This window comes from Sinobaca sp. H24, assembly GCF_023845525.1.
In genome coordinates this window covers 35683-55997 of record NZ_JALBWT010000024.1, presented here as the reverse complement: position 1 = coordinate 55997, position 20315 = coordinate 35683, and the positions used below count along the sequence as shown (strand labels likewise).

Annotated in this window: 16 protein-coding genes and 6 pseudogenes; 12 read left to right on the top strand and 10 right to left on the bottom strand. The window is 42.8% G+C overall.

Annotation, left to right across the window (positions count from 1 at the left end; genetic code table 11):
- The first annotated feature begins 37 nt into the window (after positions 1–37).
- Positions 38–1446, top strand: a pseudogene (gene lpdA, locus MMY81_RS23215) (dihydrolipoyl dehydrogenase).
- Here the strand turns inward: lpdA and MMY81_RS35730 are convergent.
- The 3 genes and pseudogenes from MMY81_RS35730 to MMY81_RS35720 all read right to left on the bottom strand — a co-directional run bounded on the left by MMY81_RS35730 (position 1368) and on the right by MMY81_RS35720 (position 3158).
- A pseudogene (locus tag MMY81_RS35730) lies at positions 1368–2376 on the bottom strand (BCCT family transporter). The pseudogenes lpdA and MMY81_RS35730 overlap by 79 nt on opposite strands.
- Before the next feature lie 196 nt (positions 2377–2572).
- Positions 2573–2635 (bottom strand): hypothetical protein, encoded by a 63-nt coding sequence (locus MMY81_RS35725; protein WP_374562661.1) that lies wholly within the window; start codon positions 2633–2635, stop codon positions 2573–2575.
- Positions 2607–3158 (bottom strand): annotated as a pseudogene (locus MMY81_RS35720) (BCCT family transporter). The gene MMY81_RS35725 and the pseudogene MMY81_RS35720 overlap by 29 nt, the downstream one beginning before the upstream one ends.
- 294 nt (positions 3159–3452) lie before the next feature.
- Here MMY81_RS35720 and MMY81_RS23205 point away from each other — a divergent pair.
- Both MMY81_RS23205 and MMY81_RS35715 read left to right on the top strand, forming a co-directional pair.
- Positions 3453–4268 carry a polysaccharide deacetylase family protein gene (locus MMY81_RS23205; RefSeq protein ID WP_308215452.1) on the top strand — a complete coding sequence of 272 codons (816 nt, stop codon included), beginning with the start codon at positions 3453–3455 and terminating at the stop codon, positions 4266–4268.
- Between the two features lie 145 nt (positions 4269–4413).
- Positions 4414–4464: pseudogene (locus tag MMY81_RS35715) on the top strand (GapA-binding peptide SR1P); the annotation flags it as partial.
- A gap of 13 nt (positions 4465–4477) precedes the next feature.
- Here the strand turns inward: MMY81_RS35715 and MMY81_RS23195 are convergent.
- Entirely contained in the window at positions 4478–5512 is a 1035-nt protein-coding gene (locus MMY81_RS23195; RefSeq protein WP_252314716.1) for a DMT family transporter, read from the bottom strand.
- A gap of 72 nt (positions 5513–5584) precedes the next feature.
- On the opposite strand from MMY81_RS23195, the gene MMY81_RS23190 reads away from it, so the two are divergent.
- The gene (locus MMY81_RS23190) at positions 5585–6196 is read left to right on the top strand and encodes an XRE family transcriptional regulator (protein WP_252314715.1); all 612 of its coding nucleotides are present in this window, start codon (positions 5585–5587) and stop codon (positions 6194–6196) included.
- Here MMY81_RS23190 and MMY81_RS23185 read toward each other — a convergent pair.
- Positions 6186–7661, bottom strand: coding sequence for an aminotransferase class I/II-fold pyridoxal phosphate-dependent enzyme (locus MMY81_RS23185; RefSeq protein WP_252314714.1), 1476 nt, complete (start codon positions 7659–7661; stop codon positions 6186–6188). The two genes, MMY81_RS23190 and MMY81_RS23185, sit on opposite strands and share 11 nt — an antisense overlap.
- A gap of 95 nt (positions 7662–7756) precedes the next feature.
- Here MMY81_RS23185 and MMY81_RS23180 point away from each other — a divergent pair, with 95 nt between their 5' ends.
- A complete protein-coding gene (locus MMY81_RS23180) occupies positions 7757–8719 on the top strand; it encodes an NAD(P)H-dependent flavin oxidoreductase (protein WP_252314713.1) in 963 nt (320 codons plus the stop codon).
- 1 nt (position 8720) lies between these two features.
- On the top strand, positions 8721–8999 hold the full coding sequence (locus tag MMY81_RS23175; RefSeq protein ID WP_252314712.1) for a UPF0223 family protein: 279 nt from the start codon (positions 8721–8723) through the stop codon (positions 8997–8999).
- Positions 9000–9046: 47 nt separating this feature from the next.
- Here MMY81_RS23175 and MMY81_RS23170 read toward each other — a convergent pair.
- Positions 9047–9621: pseudogene (locus MMY81_RS23170) on the bottom strand (YktB family protein).
- 263 nt (positions 9622–9884) lie between these two features.
- Between MMY81_RS23170 and MMY81_RS23165 the strand changes: the two are divergent.
- The 4 genes and pseudogenes from MMY81_RS23165 to MMY81_RS23150 all read left to right on the top strand — a co-directional run bounded on the left by MMY81_RS23165 (position 9885) and on the right by MMY81_RS23150 (position 13656).
- The gene (locus MMY81_RS23165; RefSeq protein ID WP_252314711.1) at positions 9885–10073 is read left to right on the top strand and encodes a hypothetical protein; all 189 of its coding nucleotides are present in this window, start codon (positions 9885–9887) and stop codon (positions 10071–10073) included.
- Positions 10074–10253: 180 nt separating this feature from the next.
- The gene (locus MMY81_RS23160; protein ID WP_252314710.1) at positions 10254–11051 is read left to right on the top strand and encodes an inositol monophosphatase family protein; all 798 of its coding nucleotides are present in this window, start codon (positions 10254–10256) and stop codon (positions 11049–11051) included.
- Positions 11052–11270: 219 nt separating this feature from the next.
- Positions 11271–12118, top strand: a pseudogene (locus MMY81_RS23155) (MIP/aquaporin family protein).
- Between the two features lie 221 nt (positions 12119–12339).
- On the top strand, positions 12340–13656 hold the full coding sequence (locus MMY81_RS23150; RefSeq protein WP_252314729.1) for a CitMHS family transporter: 1317 nt from the start codon (positions 12340–12342) through the stop codon (positions 13654–13656).
- A gap of 123 nt (positions 13657–13779) precedes the next feature.
- Here MMY81_RS23150 and MMY81_RS23145 read toward each other — a convergent pair.
- The 3 genes from MMY81_RS23145 to MMY81_RS23135 all read right to left on the bottom strand — a co-directional run bounded on the left by MMY81_RS23145 (position 13780) and on the right by MMY81_RS23135 (position 17581).
- A protein-coding gene (locus MMY81_RS23145) for an IS1182 family transposase (RefSeq protein WP_374561984.1) occupies positions 13780–15140 on the bottom strand; the annotation gives its coding sequence in 2 pieces (ribosomal slippage) (positions 13780–14559 and positions 14562–15140; 1359 coding nt in all).
- Between the two features lie 122 nt (positions 15141–15262).
- The gene (locus MMY81_RS23140) at positions 15263–15964 is read right to left on the bottom strand and encodes a response regulator (RefSeq protein ID WP_252314709.1); all 702 of its coding nucleotides are present in this window, start codon (positions 15962–15964) and stop codon (positions 15263–15265) included.
- Positions 15965–15979: 15 nt separating this feature from the next.
- A complete protein-coding gene (locus MMY81_RS23135; RefSeq protein ID WP_252314708.1) occupies positions 15980–17581 on the bottom strand; it encodes an ATP-binding protein in 1602 nt (533 codons plus the stop codon).
- A gap of 195 nt (positions 17582–17776) precedes the next feature.
- Here MMY81_RS23135 and MMY81_RS23130 point away from each other — a divergent pair, with 195 nt between their 5' ends.
- A complete protein-coding gene (locus MMY81_RS23130) occupies positions 17777–18688 on the top strand; it encodes a Gfo/Idh/MocA family protein (RefSeq protein ID WP_252314707.1) in 912 nt (303 codons plus the stop codon).
- Between the two features lie 58 nt (positions 18689–18746).
- On the opposite strand, the gene MMY81_RS23125 is transcribed toward MMY81_RS23130, so the two are convergent.
- Positions 18747–19592 (bottom strand): DegV family protein, encoded by an 846-nt coding sequence (locus MMY81_RS23125; protein WP_252314706.1) that lies wholly within the window; start codon positions 19590–19592, stop codon positions 18747–18749.
- 198 nt (positions 19593–19790) lie between these two features.
- Between MMY81_RS23125 and MMY81_RS23120 the strand changes: the two genes are divergently transcribed.
- Positions 19791–20255 carry a flavodoxin gene (locus MMY81_RS23120; protein ID WP_252314705.1) on the top strand — a complete coding sequence of 155 codons (465 nt, stop codon included), beginning with the start codon at positions 19791–19793 and terminating at the stop codon, positions 20253–20255.
- Positions 20256–20315: the final 60 nt, after the last annotated feature.

Sequence of the window (20315 nt, the reverse complement as noted above, 5' to 3'; positions counted from 1 at the left end):
TTGAATGATCCAGAACTAATCATCATGGAGGATAAGAATGGTAGTAGGAGATTTCGCAGAAGAAGTAGATACACTAATAGTAGGTTCAGGTCCAGGGGGCTATGTCGCGGCAATCCGTGCAGCCAGCTTGGACAAAAAGTAACAATCGTGGAAAAAGGCGAAATAGGCGGTGTCTGCCTTAACGTCGGATGCATCCCATCTAAGGCGCTTATTCAGGCCGGCCACCGTTTCCATGATGCACAGCATGGAAGCGAAGATATGGGAATCGCTACAGAAAAAGCAACAGTAGATTTTTCTAAAGTCCAGGAATGGAAAGCCGGCGTTGTGAAAAAGCTGACCGGCGGCGTTGAAGGACTTCTTAAAGGTAATAAAGTTTAATCGTACAGGGAGAAGCATACTTTTCTGATAAAAATCAGGTTAAGGTTTCTTCTGATGAGTATAACTCACAGACGTACAAGTTTAAAAACTGCATTATCGCTACTGGTTCAAGACCAATTGAGATTCCGACTCTTAAGTACTCGGACCGTGTGATCAATTCCACAGGCGCCCTGCAGCTTGAAGAAATTCCTAAAAAGCTGGTTGTTGTCGGTGGAGGATATATTGTGTCGAGCTTGCTACAGCCTATGCAAACCTTGGTTCTGAAGTAACTATTCTTGAAGGGGAAAAGCGGATTCTTGGCGGATTTGAAAAGCAGATGAGCCAATTGGTTGACCGCCGCCTGAAAAAGAATGGTGTAACGGTAGAAACAGAGGCATTTGCTCAATCTGTTAAAGAAACGAAAAAAAGTGTTAAGCTTACCGCCGAAGTAAAAGGCGAAGAAAAAACGTTTGAAGCGGACTATGTTCTTGTATCTGTAGGCCGCAGACCAAACACGGAAGAACTCGGTCTGGAGCAGATCGGTGTAGATATCACGGACAGAGGGCTTATTAAAATCGACAAGCAGTCCCGTACAAGCTTAGATAACATCTATGCTATCGGAGATATTGTAGATGGTCCTGCACTTGCTCATAAAGCTTCTTATGAAGGTAAAGTAGCAGCAGAAGCAATTTCCGGTGAAGCATCGGCTATTGATTATCTTGCTATCCCTCTGTAGCGTTTACAGAGCCTGAACTGGCAAGCGTCGGCTATACTGAAGACGAAGCGAAAGAAGCGGGCTATGATGCTAAAGCATCTAAATTCCCATTCCAGGCAAATGGAAGAGCACTTTCTCTTAACGACTCAGAAGGCTTTATGAAGCTCATTACCCGTAAAGAAGATGGATTGGTGATCGGTGCACAAATCGCAGGTCCTAACGCTTCTGATATGGTAGCAGAACTTGGTCTGGCTATTGAAGCTGGTATGACAGCTGAAGATGTAGCAATGACTATTCACGCCCACCCAACCCTTGGTGAAATTACGATGGAAGCAGCAGAAGTTGCTTTAGGATTACCTATCCACGTTAAATAAAATGAGTCAAAGAGCGGCTTCTTACTAAGAGGCCGCTCTTTTTTTATTTTAATGGGGTGGAAGAAGCAAATAGTGTAAATACGTAAAAAAAAGGCTGCCCATTTAGGAACAGCCTTTTGATTAAAATGATTATTTTTTTCCTGCGCTGAGATCTTCTTTTCTTTTTTGATTTTTTCTCTTTCTTCACGAAGACGTCTGCGTTCAGCCTGATTATTTAATTTATCAGCCTGCAGAATCTCATGCTCCGTCTGAAGCGATTTTAAGAGGGATACGATCATTGCCAGCATTATAAAGGTGAAAGGCAGAGCTGCAATAATCATAGCCGTCTCGAGACCGCCAATACCGCCGGAAATTAATAGGACGGCGGCAGCAGCCGAAATAATAATACCCCATGTGAATTTAACAGAGTTGGAAGGATTTAGGCTTCCATTTGTTGTTAACATTCCGAGTACAAACGTACCGGAGTCTGCTGATGTAATGAAAAATGAAACTATCACAGAATGGCCAGGACCAGTGTTATTGAGCTTAATGGAAATTGATCAAGCAGGGAGAATAAGGCAATTTCATCGCCGCGTTCTACCATGATGTTGTATAATCCCCCGCTGTTCTCTCCATCAAGGAAGATAGCGGTTGAACCAAATACGGAGAACCAAAGTCCGCTGAAATAGTCGGTACAGCAAGCACACCGATAAGGAACTCGCGAATCGTACGTCCGCGGGATACACGTGCAATAAAGGTACCAACAAATGCAGACCAGGCAATCCACCAGGCCCAATAGAAAATGGTCCAGCTTTCGAGCCATTCACGGTCACCGCTGAATGTATTTGTACTGAAACTCATGCTTGGAAGGTTTTGAACATAGCTTCCAATTGTGGTCGTAAAGGAATCCATAATATATACAGTAGGGCCTAAAATCAACACGAAAAGCATAAGCAGGATGGCAAGTACAACGTTTGTCATACTTAAGATCCGTATACCTTTGTCAGGCCGGTCATAGCTGAAGCCAGGAAGGTAATACAGTAATAACAATAATGACAACTACTTGTGTAATGTATTGTTTGTAATGAATCAAATGTATAACCAAGACCGCCGGTTACCTGTACGGCACCGAAACCAAGTGAGGTAGCTATACAAATATAGTTGCAAACACAGCAATTACATCAATAGTAGTACCAATAGGTCCATCCACTTTGTCGCCAATAAGAGGACGGAATGTAGCGCTGAATTACACCAGGCGCATCTTTTCTGAACTTAAAGTAAGCAAGAGTAAGAGCTACAATAGCGTAAATAGCCCATGGGTGAAGTCCCCAGTGAAAGAAGGAATACTGAAGCGCAGCTGCTGCTGCGGCAGTACTTTCTGCTTCCTGATCAGGAGGACGTAGAAATGGTAAGTGGTTCTGCCACACCCCAGAAAACAAGGCCGATTCCCATACCGGCTGTAAATAAAAAAGCAAACCAGGTAAAGTAACTATACTCAGGCCGCTCATACCGGTTTCCTAATCTGATTTTTCCGTACGGCTGACAATAAGAAATAAAGCAAACAACAAGAAGATTGTTGCCGCAATTAAGTAAAACCAGCCAAACGATTCTGAAATGTTAGCCTGGATTCCGCTTGTAATACTGTTCACATTTTCAGGAGCAATAACACCCCATAATATGAAAGCAATAGCAATTGCCAGGGAGATAAAGAACACGGGTGTTAGTTTCTTCATAACGGACGTCAACCACCTTTCTTCGATTTTAAAATTTTACAGCTTATAACATTATACCGATTATGCAAGTATCATGCAAAATCCCTTTAAAGCCACAAAGATTATTATAACATGGTACGGGTATGTTGCAAGTTCAGTACTAAGTAGATATAGGTCTAAAAAGTTTTATCCAGAAAAAATGATCATAAATCCATTACGTACTATCTATATATTTAACAATTTATTCCTGAAATATATAATTAATCTAATGGTTTTGATATGATATAGATATTCTACAGGTTGGAGGCATACATAGTGAAAAAGTTTATGATGATTAGTTTTACGGCTCTTGTGTTAGCAGGCTGTTCCAACAGCGGACAGGAGAACTCAGAAGCAGAAGAAGCAGAGGAAACAGATGCAGCGAATGAAGCAGCTGAACAGGAGGAAACGGATACCGAATCCGAACCAGCGCAGGAGGAAGAGCAGCAATCGGATAATGCAGCAGCTTATTCCGTGAATGAAGCGGATGCTTCTCTGCAGGCAGAGACAGAAACAGAAAATCCCGCTGTCCTTTTAACAATTGATGACGCACCTGATACATACGGGGTGGAAATGGCTGAAAAGCTGAAAGAGAGAGATATTCCAGCTATTTTCTTTGTTAATGGGCACTTCATTAACGACGAAGAAGGTAAAAAAGATCTTCAGGCGATATATGACATGGGCTTTGAGATTGGCAATCATACCATGTCGCATCCGGATCTGACATCTCTTTCCGAAGAAGAACAGAAAACGGAAATAGTAGAACTTAACAATGAAATAGAAGAAATAACAGGAGAAAAACCACAATTTTTTCCGTGCTCCGTTTGGTATGAATACGGAGTATTCAAAAGCGCTGATGGAAGAAGAGATATGATTTGGATGAACTGGACCTATGGTTATGACTGGGAACCGGAATATCAAAATGCAGAGGCCCTTGCAGACATTATGGTTAATACAGAACTGGTAAGAGACGGTGCTAATTTATTAATGCACGATAGAGAGTGGACAAACGAAGCTCTCCCGGAAATAATTGATGGTTTTGAAGAAAATGGCTATGATTTTATTGATCCGGACCACATTGAATCCAATTAAAGCATATAAAAGACTGCCCCTATTTCAGAGGCAGTCTTTTACTATTTAAATAAGTTATACTATTTAGTGTTGACAAAGTGAATGTGACATACTAATATAAAGGTACAGCATTTTTAAAACGCTTACAAAAAAGGGAGAGATTAGAATGGGAACAATTGTATGCCAGGTATGTAACGAAACAATTGAGCACTTTGAAGGAGAAAAGGTTGCTACACTGTACTCATCCTGCTCTTCATGTGGTTCTGAGAAAAAAAATAACGGACAACGGTAAATATAACCAGAAAAACCGGAGAGAAATTCTCCGGTTTTTTATTTGTCTTTTGCCTGGAGGAAAAGCTATGCATGCTGATGCCTGCTACAATAATAAAAATACCTGTCCAGGCATAGGTGTTTGGCATAGGACTTGATAAAAGAAGCCATTCGCCGACAACAACAAATAAAATCTGCAGGGATTGTGTGGCTTCTACGGAAGCGAGCGCAGTTTTATTTTTTCTGGCTGCGTTTGTTGCGATGAAAAACAAGGTAGTAGCAATGACCCCGGAACAGACAGCTACAATAAACGTCTGAACGGTCTGGTTTACAGAAGGCGGCCCTGACTGTACTAATTCTATTCCTGCGACAATAAGCCATACTGGAAGCGTGCATAACAGCATTCCTAAAATGCGCTGAAAAGTATCCAGTCTCCCGTCACAGAGGTCCATCATTTTTCTATTTCCAAGCGGATAAGCAAAAGCTGCTACGAGCACAGGAACAAGAATAAACATCATATCCTGAGAAGAGATGTAGGTAAAGGACTGGGCCTGAATAAGAGCAATACCGGATAAAATGAAAAGTGAAATCCATAAAGAACGAACCGGCCATTTATCCTTTAATTTTTCTTTGCGGCCGGCCGAAGCAGAAAGAAAAGGAGATATGAGTACTCCGGCAACAATCGTAATCTGCCATGAGCCTGCAACGAGCCACCCCGGCCCGTAGGCAGCCGCAAATGTAAGCGGGGCATAGAACAGGACAAAGCCTATAAAGCTCCATATTATCCAGGGGAGGGGCTTAGCGGCTATTTCAATGAATACTTGTTTCACTCCTCTGCGCAGAAGTACAATAAGAAGAAGGAAAGGAATCATGAATAAAAATCGCAGGGATGCACTCCATGCCCAGCTTCCGCCATCCAGTTCCATAGCACGGTTTAATATAAAGGTAATCGAAAAAAATAAAGAAGCTAAGAGCCCCAGTCCCATTTCACGCATAAACTTCACCTCAATTTAAAAAGTTCATTATAATATACCATAAGTTAATTATAATTATAAGGGGGCGTCAAAATGAAAGAAGAAGATCCGCTTAGACTATCAAAAAAGCTTGGTACCATTTTAAAAAAATATCGGAAAGATCGGGGGATAGGGATTCAGGAACTTGCAGAAATGTCTTCTGTAAGTAAACTGACGTTAATTAATATTGAAAAAGGCGAAGCAAATCCATCTTTATCTATTATGTGGAAGCTGGCAAACAGTCTGCAGATTCCAATTTCTTCACTGCTCGAGGAAGAAAGAAGCATTACCATATCAAGGAGCGGAAAAGGCTATCAAATGCTTAGTGCCAATGAAGCGTGTACGCTGGAAACTGTTTTTCACACGACGCACAGCGGAAAAATAGAAATGCACCGGGCTTTTTTGAAGCCGGGCGGAAGTTATTTTTCAGAAAGCCACCAGCCGGGCGTCGTGGAATATGTAACTGTGATGAAGGGATCGGCGGCCATTGTGATTGGGGAGGAAATAGTCGAGCTGAGACAGTGGGACAGCGTAAACTTCACCGCTGACGTAGAGCACGGATACGTAAACAGAAAGGAGGGAAGAAACCGTTCTTCATTTTGTTATGACATATTCGGGCACTACTACATAAAAAAAGAAGCACACTGCTGTGCTTCTAACGAATAGGCCGTGCTTCTTTGATAACACGTATTTGTTCAAGGGAAGAATCTTCCGGTCCCTGAACAGGAAGCCCGGCCGCGGCATTTTCTTTAATATAAACAATGTTTGTTTCCGTAATCACTTCACCGGGAAGCAGAACGGGAATACCGGGGGGATAAATCATAACAAATTCAGCAATAATCCGGCCGGCACTTTCTTCAAAGGGAATCGTTTCCGTAGGTGCATAAAAAGCATCGCGCGGAGGGATGGCAAGAACCGGGATGTCTGGAAGGTGAATGGAGACTGGACTTCCAAGTTTACCAGCTCCGACAAACGTTTCGGAAAGATTCCTGAGGGCACGTAATAAAAAATCTGTATCGCTTCTATCGTCGCCAAAGGAGATAATACAGAGAATGTTATATAAATCAGAAAGCTCAATTTCAATATTGTACTGGGAGCGAAGCCATTTTTCTACTTCATAGCCGGTTATTCCAAGATCGGCAACAGAGATTAATATTTTTGTCGGATCAAGGGCAAAAGCGGCATTGCTGTCTAGCATTTCCCGGCCCGGACAGTACAGGCCGGGAATGGCATTAACTTCTTTTCTCACGGACTCAGCAAGAGCGATAGTCTGCTCCAGCAGACGCTCTCCCTGGGTGGCAAGATACTTTCTTGCTGTATCCAAAGAAGCAAGAAGGAGATAAGACGTGGAGGTGGTAGTGAGCATGCTCATTACTGCCTGGACGTGATGGGGATCCACCAGTCCTTTCTTCACGTTTAATACAGAACTCTGCGTCATGGATCCTCCAAGTTTATGAACGCTTGTAGCGGCCAGGTCAGCACCTGCCTGCATAGCGGATAAGGGGAGATCCGGGTGGAAATGAATGTGAACGCCGTGGGCTTCATCAACCAGAACCGGTATACCGGACTGATGGGCGGTATCAACGATCAGCTTTAAATCAGCGGAAACGCCGAAATAAGTAGGATTAATGACCAGAAGAGCTTTCGCCTCAGGATGCTCCTGCACAGCTGTCTGAACAGAAGCAGGGGTAATACCATGCGAAATTCCCAGTTTTTTATCAAGTTCCGGATAAATAAATACCGGAACGGCACCGGCGAAAATGATCGCTGACATAATTGATTTATGCACATTGCGCGGAACGAGAATCTTATCACCGGGAGCGCAGACAGATAATATCATTGTCATAATTGCGCCGCTTGTTCCCTGTACCGAAAAAAAGGTATAATCAGCAGAAAATGCGTCGGCGGCAAGCTCCTGTGCTTCATGGATGATGCCATGCGGATGATGAAGGTCGTCGAGCGGTTCAATATTTATTAGATCTATAGATAAAGCATTATGGCCGATAAAATCCCGGAACTCAGGATTCATTCCTTTTCCTTTTTTATGGCCGGGAATATGAAAAGGTTTTGGTTCGGCGGAAGCATGCTTTAATAATGCGTGAAATAAAGGCGTTTCCCATTGGTTGAGCATATGACGGCTCCTTCTATTAAAAATTCAAAACAAGAAAAAGTATACCAAACATACAGGCTGGTGCAAACAAATACTATTTGCTGGAGGCAGAAATTATGGACTGGACAACCCGTATTACATCTATGCTGGGAATCAAATATCCAATTATTCAGGGAGGGCTTGCTTATTTAGCCTACTCGGATCTGGCAGCAGCCGTATCAAATGCAGGCGGACTCGGTCAGATCACGGCGATGTCTTTAAATAATGAAAAAGAGCTGGTGGAGGAAATACGTAAAGTCCGTATGAAAACGGATCGTCCTTTTGGCGTAAACTTTGCTATCGGTCAGCACGGCCGCCCTTTTGAACATATGGTGCAGGCAGCTGTTGAGGCAGAAGTTCCTGTCATCTCCATGACAGGAGGCAACCCCAAACCTATTTTGGACATGCTGGAACATACCTCAATTAAAAAGCTGGTTCTCGTGGCTGCTAAACGGCAGGCGGTAAAAGCAGAAGAACTTGGCGCGGATGCTGTCATGGTTGTCGGCCAGGAAGGTGGAGGGCATTTAGGCCGCAATGATACCGGCACGATGGTGCTTATCCCACAGGTCGTCGATGCTGTTTCCATCCCGGTTATTGCTTCCGGCGGTATTGGAGATGGTCGTGGATTGATGGCTGCTTTTTCGCTCGGAGCAGAAGGTATTGAAATGGGGACAAGGTTTATCGCCACAAAAGAATGCGTACATGCCCATCACGTTTACAAGCAGGCATTGATAGAAGCTGGCGATGGTGATACGGTAGTAATCAAAAGAACGCTGGGCGCTCCTGCCAGAGCGCTTAAGAATACATGGACAGAACAGATACTGGAAGCAGAAGAACAAAATCCTTCTTACGAAAATATAAAGCATCTGATCAGCGGAGAAGCAAATAAAGCCTATATATATGAAGGAAAAAAAGAAAATGGATTCGGCTGGGCGGGCCAAATTGCTGCTTCTATAGACGACTGTCCCAATGTGGAAACACTAATTAACTCATTAATCGGACAGGCAGAACAAATCCGTAACAGATGGAAAGGAGAATAACATGGAAGAATCAGTAAATATCCCAATTTCAATGGATTGGTCTACAGAAGAAGTGGTAGATGTAGTGGAGTTTTTTACAATTATTGAAAAAGCATACGACAAAGGAGTAAAAAAAGAAGTACTCCTGGATCATTACAATCGTTTTAAAAAAGTGGTCCCTTCAAAATCCGAAGAAAAAACACTCTGCGGTGAATTTGAAGGAAAAACAAAAGTCTCATGCTGGCACACTGTGCAGGCTGCGAGAAAAGCAGAAAGCGCAGCGCTTATTAAAATGAATTAATAAATAAAGCCCTTCCGGAATTATTTCCCGGAAGGGCTTTATTTAAGTTATTGATACTGCTTCTCTTTTTCAAAAGAAAGCTGATAAAATGGGATCAGCTGCCTCATAACAGAAAGAGCTTCATTAAAAAATGCTTCACCGTCCTGAAGAACGGTGTCTCCAGCGGGATAATGACGGCCAATCAGTAATTCGCCTTTTTTCACATCGCGGAAACGCTTCAGCATAGTTGACAATTCGTCTTCGGAAAGATTCTCAAGTGCATAAGCCTCTTTTTCATATGATCCGGAGAAATAACAAATTCACCGGGGAGATTTTCGAACATGTCCAGCTGCTCCAGAAAACGATCGGCAGCTTTTGCTTTGTCAGGCATTTCATATATAAAAGCAAGCCATACAAAAACATGGTCATCAAACATTCCTACCTGAAAATGTGGGTGTTTTTTATAGCCTCTTTTATTATCCGCAATCCCAAGCCAGGTATCATTAGGTGGATTTACTTTGCGGCGGGCGTGTTTTGCAATATGCAGAAACATTTCTTTATTGAGCTCCATCGTCAGTTCTTCAGAAAGAGCCGTACCAAGCTGCTGGAATTTAGGCTGGATACGCTCTTGTATAGCTTTCATCCGGCCATCCAGCCCTTCAATAGAAAATGCATCAAAATCGTGCTGCGAAAATCCTTTAAAGTCCATGTGTGTTTCCCCCTTTTTTCCAATAGATACATCATATCCGTTATTAAAAAAAGTCGCAAATATTAGCAGGAGATTTTTTGTTGCTTTTCATTAATCATGTGATATACTATCAGAAACAAAATGTCTGAAAATTTTGTTATATGTGCCGATGCAGCCAGGTCCAGAGAATATCCATTTTAAAAAGGGGTGTGGAGACGATGGAACAAGTCATAGAAACGCTGAAAAGAAGAGATGCCGAAGAGCGGATTCCAGTATTGAAGCTTGAAATAGACTATGAACTCGTGACGCTGCATGATGCATTAATACAAAATTGTATGGATGAAATCGCCAACTGTAAAGTCAGGCTGGAAAAATTCCGGCAGGAACTAATACGGCTTGAAGTATAATAAATAAATGCACCCAGCAGGCAGAACAATGAATAAACTTTCTTTTACACAAGTGAATATCCAATAAATAAGAGTCCGCCGCAGGCGGGCTTTTCTTTTTCATGCGTTATGGTTACAAGCGACATTTTTCGGGAAATAAGATAAGATGTAGAAACAGACACAATAGTAGGAGTGGTCAAGTTGAGAATAAACTATTCAGAATTATTACATATAGTGAAGGATTGGGTTGAAGAAGCAGGGGAAACGATAAGAACCTCTATGGATAAACCTTTAAATATAGAAACAAAATCAAATGCGAACGATTTAGTAACAGAAATGGACTATCAAACAGAAGCTTTCTTTAAAGAAAAAATAGCGGCTCATTACCCGGACCATCAAATGCTGGGGGAAGAAGGAACAGGAGAGTCGCTTCGGTCTACTAAAGGTGTGCTCTGGATTATAGATCCTATTGACGGTACGACTAATTTTGTTCACCAGCAGTATAACTTTGCCATCTCTATAGGAGTTTTTGAAGATGGCGTAGGGCAGCTGGGTATTGTCTATGACGTGATGAAGAGGGAATGGTTTACAGCTCTTAAAGGGGAAGGCGCCTTCCAAAACGATAAAAAATTGGAAAAAAGAAAACCGGTAACGCTTGAAAAAGCAATAGTCGGCCTGAACAGCCGCTGGCTTGTTTGGGAGCATAAAAATGGCGGGGAAAAGCTCCATGATTTGGTACATAAATCTAGAAGTGCCCGTTCCTATGGTTCAGCTGCGCTGGAATTATGCTATGTCGCCTGCGGAAGGCTCGATACGTATATTAATCTTCGACTATCTCCCTGGGATTATGCAGGAAGTTTAATTATATTAAAAGAGGTAGGAGCGTCAGCTACGACATTTTCTAATGAAAATCCCTCCCTCTTGGAAAAGGGAACGTTTATTGCAAGTGCTCCTTCACTTCACGAGGAATTATTGTCTTATATGCCGGAAATAAAGTAAAAAAAGTCTTTGACAACGTTTTCATATGCGTTTATAATCAAGTTAAGTTAATGAAGAGCTACTAAGAGAAAATGAGACCAGTAGATATTTTTCACGCCGATAGTATCGTGATTAATTTTCCACTGGTCTTTTTTGCGTAGCGATAGCAGTAACCTAGGAAAAGCAACTTTTATTTTCTGAATATTTATAATTTTTTAACAATATAAAGGAGGAACAAACATGTCGCCATTTATTGGAGAACTGCTGGGCACAATGATACTTATTATTTTCGGTGGTGGTGTTGTAGCAGGCGTAGTATTGAAGAAATCAAAATCAGAAGGGTCCGGCTGGATAGTTATTACTATTGCCTGGGGTCTCGGGGTAGCAATGGCTATTTATGCGGTAGGACAGATAAGTGATGCGCATATTAATCCAGCTGTAACGGTTGGTCTTGCAATGGCAGGAGATTTCCCTTGGGCAAGCGTACCAGGCTACATTGCAGCTCAGGTGATTGGAGCATTTATTGGAGGCACACTCGTATGGCTTCACTACTACCCTCATTTCAAAGAAACAGAAGATCAGGGTGCAAAACTTGCAGTTTTTGCTACAGATCCGGCAATTCGTTTCCGGCCTTCCAACTTTTTTGGTGAAGCACTCGGTACATTTATGCTGGTATTTGGAATCCTTGCTATCGGAGCAAATGATTTTACAGAAGGATTGAATCCTCTCATTGTAGGGGCATTAATTATTGTTATCGTTTATCTCTCGGCGGTACTACCGGATATGCAATTAACCCGGCACGTGATTTTGGACCGCGGCTTGTACACTTTTTCATGCCTATTGCAGGTAAAGGAAAGTCAGACTGGGGCTATGCCTGGGTACCAATAGTAGGACCGCTCCTTGGCGGATCACTCGGGGCACTCAGCTATAATTCCTGGTTCAATGGAATAACAACGCCGGCTTATTTTATCGTATTAGCTGTATTCTTGGCTGTTCAACTTACAACTATTATGATGGAGCGCAAATCAACGAAACAAGACAGACCAGGACGCAATATTGTTCATGAAAAAGCAACACCTAAAATATAACGTTCAACAGCTCTCTGCTAAAAGCAGAGGGCTTTTTTTTGTTCATTTTTATGAGCAGAATGTTTTTAACTTTCTTTTCATTTCAATATGTTTCTAAGGTTACACTCAAAAGAATTGTCTGATAAATTTAGCAAATAAATATTTTACTTTTTTTATGCAAGCGTATACAAAAAGGAGCAAACCGAAGATAGAGTGGAGGAGGAACGAATAATGACTAGTTTATTTTTATAACGATTTTTACTATTGTTACCCTGCTTATTACTAAAAAAATATCTCCTGTAGTAGCATTGATACTTATTCCCGTTATTAGTGCACTGCTTCTGGGGACCGGTGCCGCTGAATTGACAGGGTATTTTGAGGATGGTATCGATGCCGTCATATCTGTCGTCATTATGTTTATATTTGCTATATTGTTTTTTGGAATTATGCAGGATGCTGGTTTATTTGATCCAATAATAAAAAAACTTGTTTCCCTTACAAGAGGAAATGTGATAATCGTAGCAATGGTAACTATAGCCATCGCAATCATTGCGGGACTTGATGGATCAGGGGCGTCAACCTTTCTTATTACGATCCCTGCACTACTGCCTTTATACAAACGACTGCATATGAGTCCCTATTTATTAATGCTGCTTGTTGTCCTGAGTATTGGAGTGATGAACCTGCTTCCCTGGGCAGGACCGATCGGGAGAGCGGCTTCTGTATTGAATATGGATCCTGTCGAATTATGGAGGCCTCTCATTCCTCTTCAGCTTATAGAAATCGGACTGCTGTTTATTATCGGCGCTTTGTTTGGGTGGAGAGAAAAGAAACGTATAGAACAAAAATTTGGTATAGAAGCGTACCGTGAATCAGCTGCAGCAGTAGATGTATCTGCAAAGGAAATGACTGTTAATGAGGAAGAACGGGAAAAGCTGAGAAGGCCGAAACTGCTGTGGATTAATATTCTGCTGACTGCTGGGGTAATAGGCATGCTGATGAGCGGCTTCCTTCCTTCCGGCTTTGTGTTTATGATAGGACTTGCGATAGCACTTCCGTTGAATTACCCAAAAGTGGATGAGCAAATGGACCGCATTAAGGCCCACGCACCAAATGCCCTGATGATGGCAGGTATTATTTTAGCTGCGGGTTCCTTTTTAGGAATTTTAGAAGGAACGGGAATGCTTGATGAAATGGCAGGAGATATTGTTAACCTGCTGCCGGCTGTTTTTATTCCATATCTGCACATTATTATTGGATTGTTCGGTGTTCCATTTGATTTAGTATTAAGTACAGATGCTTACTACTTTGCCTTAGTTCCAATTGTAGAACAAATTGTCTCTCAGGCAGGAGTAGCTTCTACAACGATTATATATACATTGGTAATTGGAAATATCATTGGAACGATGGTGAGTCCATTTGCCCCTGCTTTATGGCTTGGACTTGGCCTTGCCGGTATTGAGATGGGCAGGCATCTGCGCTATTCGTTTTTCTGGGTATGGGGGTTCAGCATCATTCTATTAGGCGTTGCATGGATGATTGGCATTATAGGAGTATAGAAAAAGCACCTGCCCCGGCAGGTGCTTTTTACAGGTTGTTGAGAAATGAAAGAAACAAGGTTGTTTTTTCCCGTGGATCGTTCGATCCACGTTTTTTTCACTTCTTTCGCAAAAAATCGTCCTCTAAGCCGACCGTTTGGCGAGATAGAGGGCGATTTTTTTCATGTTTTGACAGGCAGCGGTGAGATGGGCCTGCGCTTGGACAGACGGGTGCCCGCGATACCGCGTGTACCGAAAACCGTGGAGCTCTTTGGCATCGCCAAAGCTCCGTTCGATGGTCTGGCTGCGTAAATGGTACAAGGCTTTTCCTGTCTTCGTTCGTTTTCTTGCTCGCGCCCGGTCTTTCCCATCCTCCCATATATGTCGGCTAATTAACCGGGAGGAAGCGGCAGGCGAAAAACAAGTCTCCCGCATCGGACAGCCCTGACAGTCCTGCGGGCGGGAACGATACTGACGATATCCTTCCCGATCGGTAAGGCGGTAGGTCAACATACAGCCCATCGGGCATACATAGGCTTTTTTGGACGCGATGTATCGAAACTTCCGTTTCGGCAGGTACCGGCGGCTTTTTCCGTAGCGACGGTATCCCATCACCGCATAAATTCCCTGCTCTTCGAGCTTTTTGCACAAATAGCCTGTAAAATAGCCGGCGTCGAGCGCCACCGCCTCTACCGGGAAATCAAACGTAGCCCGCTGCACCTCCAGTCGGTCCAGATACGGATCCGCATCGTGGACGTTACCGGGCGTGATATAGGTATCGGTAATGATATTATATTTGGCGTCCACCGTCCGGTGGTCGAGGTAGAAAAATCCCTGCGGTTTGCCATCTCGCATCATGAATCCACTATCCGGATCAGTCCGACTGATTCGGGTCATCGCTGGGTCGGCGGGCTTCCTCTCCTTCCGGGGTCCGAGCGCTTTTTTCCTTCTTTTTCCCGATCGGCTTGCACTTCGGCTTCCAGTTCTGCTAGATAGGCAGGAACTTTGGGGGATTTGGCTTTACGTAGAAATTTGTTTTTATTGGCATTCGCTTTGACATGGGTGGAGTCACTCACTAAAATCCGACCGTCCACCAATCCATGGCCCTCTGCTTGATGAACAATGGCATTAAAAATATCTTCAAATACGGTGGTATCCAGAAACCGGGTCTGACGGTTCCAGCTGATCGTGGAATGATCTGGAATGCGATCCGTCAGAGAAAGACCAAGAAACCAACGATAGGCGACGTTGGTCTGAAGCTCTTTTTCCAATTGCCGTTCCGAACGAATGCCATAAAAATAGCCGATAAACATCATTTTAAACAACGTGATCGGTGGAATGGAGGGCCGACCGATGGTCGGCGAATAATAGGCAGCCAGTTTTTCTTCAATAAACTGAAAATCAATCATCGTATCAATGGTGCGGAGAAAGTGATCAGCGGGCACCAGTTCTTCTACAGAAACAGTCACTTGATCGCGTCGATGGTTTTTGGCTTTGCCAAGCATCTTAGGATCGCCCCTTTTCTTTTCAGTATACGACCATTCCAGCTGCTTGCCCACAAAAAAACTGCCGAGAAAGAAAACTTTCTCGACAGCCTGGAAAAAGCACCTGCCCCGGCAGGTGCTTTTTAATTTTTACGGGCTGTAACCTGGTAAAGACGCTGAGGCCTTCCCGGGTCTCCGTAGCTTGAAAATACTTCTGCATAATTTATGCTGGCCAGATATTCCAGATAACGCCGGGCTGTAGGGCGGCTTACCCCTGCCAGGCCGGCAGCTTTTGCCGCAGAAACGCCCGCCTGCTCTTTATTAAGGGAATTTTTAATATGTTCAAGTGTGGCAGGATCGATTCCTTTAGGAAGAACTTCGTCCAGTCGGGAAGCCGTGTTTTTTTTCTGATGGATAAGCCGGTCGATATCCTCCTGTTCAAGCTCTCCCTGCTGCTGAAGCATGGCATGATGGCTGGCATATTGCTTCAGTGTTTCCTGAAACCGCTGAAAATCTATCGGCTTTAAAATATAATCATAAATACCGGATCGAATTGCTTCCTGTATCGTTTCAGTCTCGCGGGCAGCCGTAATCATAATAATATCAAGCTTTCCGTATAACTCCCGTATTTCACGAAGAAGGGAAAGGCCGTCCGCATCCGGAATATATACATCGAGAAGAACTAAGTCTGGAAGCGAGGGACAGCTTTTAAGAAAATCTATTGTTTCCCGGGCTGTTTTGGTTTTATTGACAACCTGGTACGAGGCACCGTTATGAACCGCATCTTCGATGATACCGGCAACTCTAAAGTCGTCTTCTACAATTAATACACTTAGCGTGGTCAACGCCGATTCCTCCTTTTATTTAGGGATCACTGCAATAAAGCAGGCACCGCCGTATTCTCCTTCTTCTACATAAATGAAGCCGCCTGCTTCCTTTACCTGGATATGGCAGAGATGAAGTCCAATGCCGCGGCCTTTTTCCTGTCTTGTCGTTATTCCTTTTTCAAATAAAGAATCTGCCACATCCTCAGAAATACCAGGACCATTATCTTCAACTTCTATAATAATATTGTCACCGGCATCATGAAAATGAATCCACACAGCTGGATCAGGCTGCCCTGCCAATGCGTCAAAGGCGTTCTCGATTAAATTCCCGATAACGGTTAACAACGTTCTGCGCTGTTGTTCGGACAGTGGAGAGGCTAAGCTGCTTTCCTCGTCAATATGCATGGCTGTTTTTAATTCAGAAGCCTGATTGTACTTTCCGAGTAAAAGTCCTGCCAGTGCCGGATCAGATACATTTTTGATGAAAAACTGCAGGCGGCTCTGCTGGATATTGGTTTCTTCTTGTATATACTGAACGGCTTCTTCTTTTTTTCCAAGCTGGAGCATTCCTGAAATAGTAAATAACTTGTTGAAAAATTCATGTGCCTGCGCTCTCAATGTGTCTGCATACTGCAGCGTCTGGGATAGTTCCTTCGCCATTACATCCAGCTCGGACTTATGGTGAAAGGAAGCAACTGCTCCTACAGGCTCTTTTTCATGTTTAATCGGAATAAGACTCAGTATTAAAGTCGTGTTATCAAATGGTATTTCCTGCTTCGACAAGCTTTCTCCGGAATGGTACACATCTTCTACCAAAGAAGCAGGGATCAGGCCGACGAGATAATTTTCTTTTTCATCTCTATGGGAATATTGTAAGGAAGCTGCAATAGTGGAAGCAGCGTGGTTAATTAAAGTTGGCTTAAAGTGGCGGTCAAAAGCAATAATTCCCTCATAAGTAGTCTGCAGTATCGTTTCTTTTTGAAGATAAAGCTGTGAAATTTCGGCCGGTTCCAGGCCGAATAATTGTTTTTTAATATGATAGGCAATAAACACGGCACCTATAATACTGACGGTCAGCAGAAAAGCCAGAAGGATCATGATTTCTGTACGAAATGCGTTTATCGTATCATTTACTTCATTTACAAGGAAACCAACAGATACAACTCCGATAATTGTACCGTCTTCATCATAAACAGGTGCCTTACCGCGGATAGAGGGACCAAGCGATCCTTCCTCCCGGCTTACATAGCTTTCGCCCCCGAGCAGAGCGCGTTCATTGTCCGCTCCGATCATCTGCTCTCCTATACGATTCTGTTCTGGATGGGAGTAACGTATTTCCTCGGTATTGCCTACTACAATAAATTCAGCATCGGTCTGCTCGCGCATCGGGTCCACTATCGGCTGAATAAAAGCTTCAGGATTTTCTCTGCTGAATGCTTCCTGTATGTCAGGTATATTGGCTACTGTAATTGCAAGATTCAAAGCATTATCACCTACATTTTTTTCGAGGGAATCGGAAAGCACTACGAATACAAAAAAGGCAGCTGTGCCAATGCTGATAACTAAAAGCACGCTCATCAATAAAATCATTTTATGCAGAAGCTTTAAGGGAAACCGCTTAAAAAAAGAAAACATATGTATCCATCCTATCCTGGGAATCTTCTTCTATTATATAGCCTTCCATAGTCAAAACTAAAGAACCACCTGGAAAGAAAAAACTCCTGGGGGATGCGCTTGAGATTTTATTAAAAGCGGCTGATGGAAAAAGAAGGATTCAGGTCAAGGCATGGACCTGCTATACTATAAAAAAACGTTCTACTGGAGGGAATTATGAAGATAGGAATAATTGGACTAGGTAATATAGCGTTAAAAGCATATCTGCCCAGTATATCCCAAATGAAGCAGATAGACATTCACTTATGCACCAGAAATGAACAAGTACTGCAGGACGTAATGGATCGTTTTCATATCAGGAATGGTCACACTTCTTTAGAAACACTCGTAGAACAAAAGCTTGACGCAGCCTTTGTTCATTCATCCACCGACTCCCATGAGAAAATAATTGATTTTCTGCTTGATCACAACATACATGTGTATGTAGATAAACCGTTAACAAATAATGCAGAGGCCACCAACCGGTTGATTGATAAAGCAAATCGATTAGGTTTATTACTTATGGTTGGATTTAACAGGCGGTATGCTAAAGTCTACCAGAAGCTTAAAGAAGTAAAAGACCCTACTATGATTCTGATGCAGAAAAACCGAACCTTCCAGTTGGATACTGTAAGAGAATTTGTGCTGGACGATTTTATCCATGTGATCGATACTGTTCTTTTTCTGTTTCCGCACGATATTGAACACGTGCATGTTTCCGGTGAAGTTAAAGAAAACTGCCTGCATCACGCAGTGGTGCAGATAACAGGCGGAGGAAGTACAGCAATCGCTGTAATGAACAGAGTGAATGGAGCATCGGAAGAGCGTGCGGAAGCGGCCGGGGCGGATGAAAAAAGAATAGCGGAGAATGTTCGGGAGCTGTATATTTTAAAAGATAAACGAACAGAAAAGCAGGGGGAGGATGACTGGGAACCAACATTAACGAAGAGAGGATTTACACCTATGATTGAAGATTTCCTGTCTGCAGTTCGGAATGGTTCATCTCCTTCGGAAAACACAAATGACCAGGTCCGCCTTGTGCATGAACTGGCCGAAGATATTATTCGAAAATTAGAATTCAGTAAGTAATGATAGTTCCAATCTATTAAGATGAATCTACAAGCTCCCTTGCGGCAGCTTGTTTTTATTATTCCTCTAATTCGTACATAAAAGCTATGGCACCGGGACCTGTATGCGTGCTGATAACCGGTGTAGTGTCCTCAATGGGAATGGTAAGCCCGGGAGCTGTTTTTCTAATCGCCTCAGATGTTTTTAAAGCAAGGTCTTTTCCATCCGCGTGAGCAATGCCGGCTTTTTTAACGGTGCGTCCGGCAGTATCGGAAGCGAACTGTTCACTTAGAAAACGAATGACCTGAGAGGAACTTCTTACTTTTGTCACCGGCGCATATACACCATCTTCAAGAACAGCAATAGGTTTTATTTTAAGCAGAGTGCCGATCAGTCCGCGTCCTTTCCCAATACGGCCGCCTTTTATTAGATTCTCCAGAGTATGCACTACGACAAACAGGTGTGTATTTTTTTGAATCTGTTCCAATTTCGTAACTATTTCAGCCATGCATTTATTCTCGGCTGCCATCTCGCATGCTTCTTCTACTTGAAAAGACAGCGCTTTCGAAATGAATTTGGAATCTATTATAGTGACATCAGCTTCTGTCATCTCAGAAGCAGTATACGCAGCATTAATCGTACCACTGAGTCCGCTTGAGGCATGTATCGATAAAACCTGGAAACCTTCTTTATGAATCTCATCATACACCTCGGCAAAAGCACCCGGAGAAGGCTGGGAGGTTTTAGGTAATTCATTAGAAGCTTTCATTTTTTTAATAAATTCCTGTGGAGAAATATCTATCCTGTCCAAAAAGGTTTCTTCATCTATGGAAATAGAAAGCGGAACTACTTTTACTCCATACTTTAGAATGTCTTCTTCACTCATATCAAGAGTTGAATCCGTTATGATTTTTATTTTTTTCATAAATAGACGCCTGCTTTCCTATCATTTAATTAAAATCATGAAAGATCCCAGTATACCAACGTATACAAAGTGAATTAAACGTATCAAACAGGCGGGGAGAAGTCAATGTCAGAACTTTCTAGTATCGGGGATATTGACATTGATAATCATTATCATTTATGGTGGGTATATCCTGATCGTTGAAAGGAGAATGCTGCGATGGCTTCTATTCTACTTGTTTTTGCCAGCTTATCCGGAAATACAGAGGAAATAGCTGATATTATACAGAGTCAACTCAAGCCTCATGCAGATGTAACAAGAAGGCATATCGATATGGATGATATCGAAGCTGCAGAACTGGAAAGCTACGATGGTATATTATTTGGAACGTACACATGGGGAGATGGAGATCTGCCTTATGAACTGGAAGACTTCTATGACGATATGGAAGACATTGATCTGAAGGGGACGCCGGCCGCCTGCTTTGGTTCATGTGATTCCTCCTACCTGGAATATGGAGCAGCAATAGATACAGTAAGCATGAAGCTTCAGGAAAAAGGAGCCGTGCTTGTGGAACCAAACTTGAAAATTGAGCTGGATCCGGAAGGCGAAGAAATAACCCGCTGCGAGGAATTTGCACGGCAGTTTTTAGTTAAGTGGAAAATACATCTTCAAAAGGCTTAATAGAAGCAGGCATTTGGGTATGAAGAAACCCAGCTGCCTGTTTTTTGAATCATTATTTCA

Bases quoted from the DNA above. Each gene is read 5' to 3' on its own strand.
- MMY81_RS23120 (WP_252314705.1), top strand. From the start codon at position 19,791: ATGGCTTCTATTCTACTTGTTTTTGCCAGCTTATCCGGAAATACAGAG.
- MMY81_RS23135 (WP_252314708.1), bottom strand. From the start codon at position 17,581: ATGTTTTCTTTTTTTAAGCGGTTTCCCTTAAAGCTTCTGCATAAAATG.
- MMY81_RS23180 (WP_252314713.1), top strand. From the start codon at position 7,757: ATGGACTGGACAACCCGTATTACATCTATGCTGGGAATCAAATATCCA.
- MMY81_RS23175 (WP_252314712.1), top strand. From the start codon at position 8,721: ATGGAAGAATCAGTAAATATCCCAATTTCAATGGATTGGTCTACAGAA.
- MMY81_RS23125 (WP_252314706.1), bottom strand. From the start codon at position 19,592: ATGAAAAAAATAAAAATCATAACGGATTCAACTCTTGATATGAGTGAA.
- MMY81_RS23185 (WP_252314714.1), bottom strand. From the start codon at position 7,661: ATGCTCAACCAATGGGAAACGCCTTTATTTCACGCATTATTAAAGCAT.
- MMY81_RS23190 (WP_252314715.1), top strand. From the start codon at position 5,585: ATGAAAGAAGAAGATCCGCTTAGACTATCAAAAAAGCTTGGTACCATT.
- MMY81_RS23130 (WP_252314707.1), top strand. From the start codon at position 17,777: ATGAAGATAGGAATAATTGGACTAGGTAATATAGCGTTAAAAGCATAT.
- MMY81_RS23165 (WP_252314711.1), top strand. From the start codon at position 9,885: ATGGAACAAGTCATAGAAACGCTGAAAAGAAGAGATGCCGAAGAGCGG.
- MMY81_RS23195 (WP_252314716.1), bottom strand. From the start codon at position 5,512: ATGCGTGAAATGGGACTGGGGCTCTTAGCTTCTTTATTTTTTTCGATT.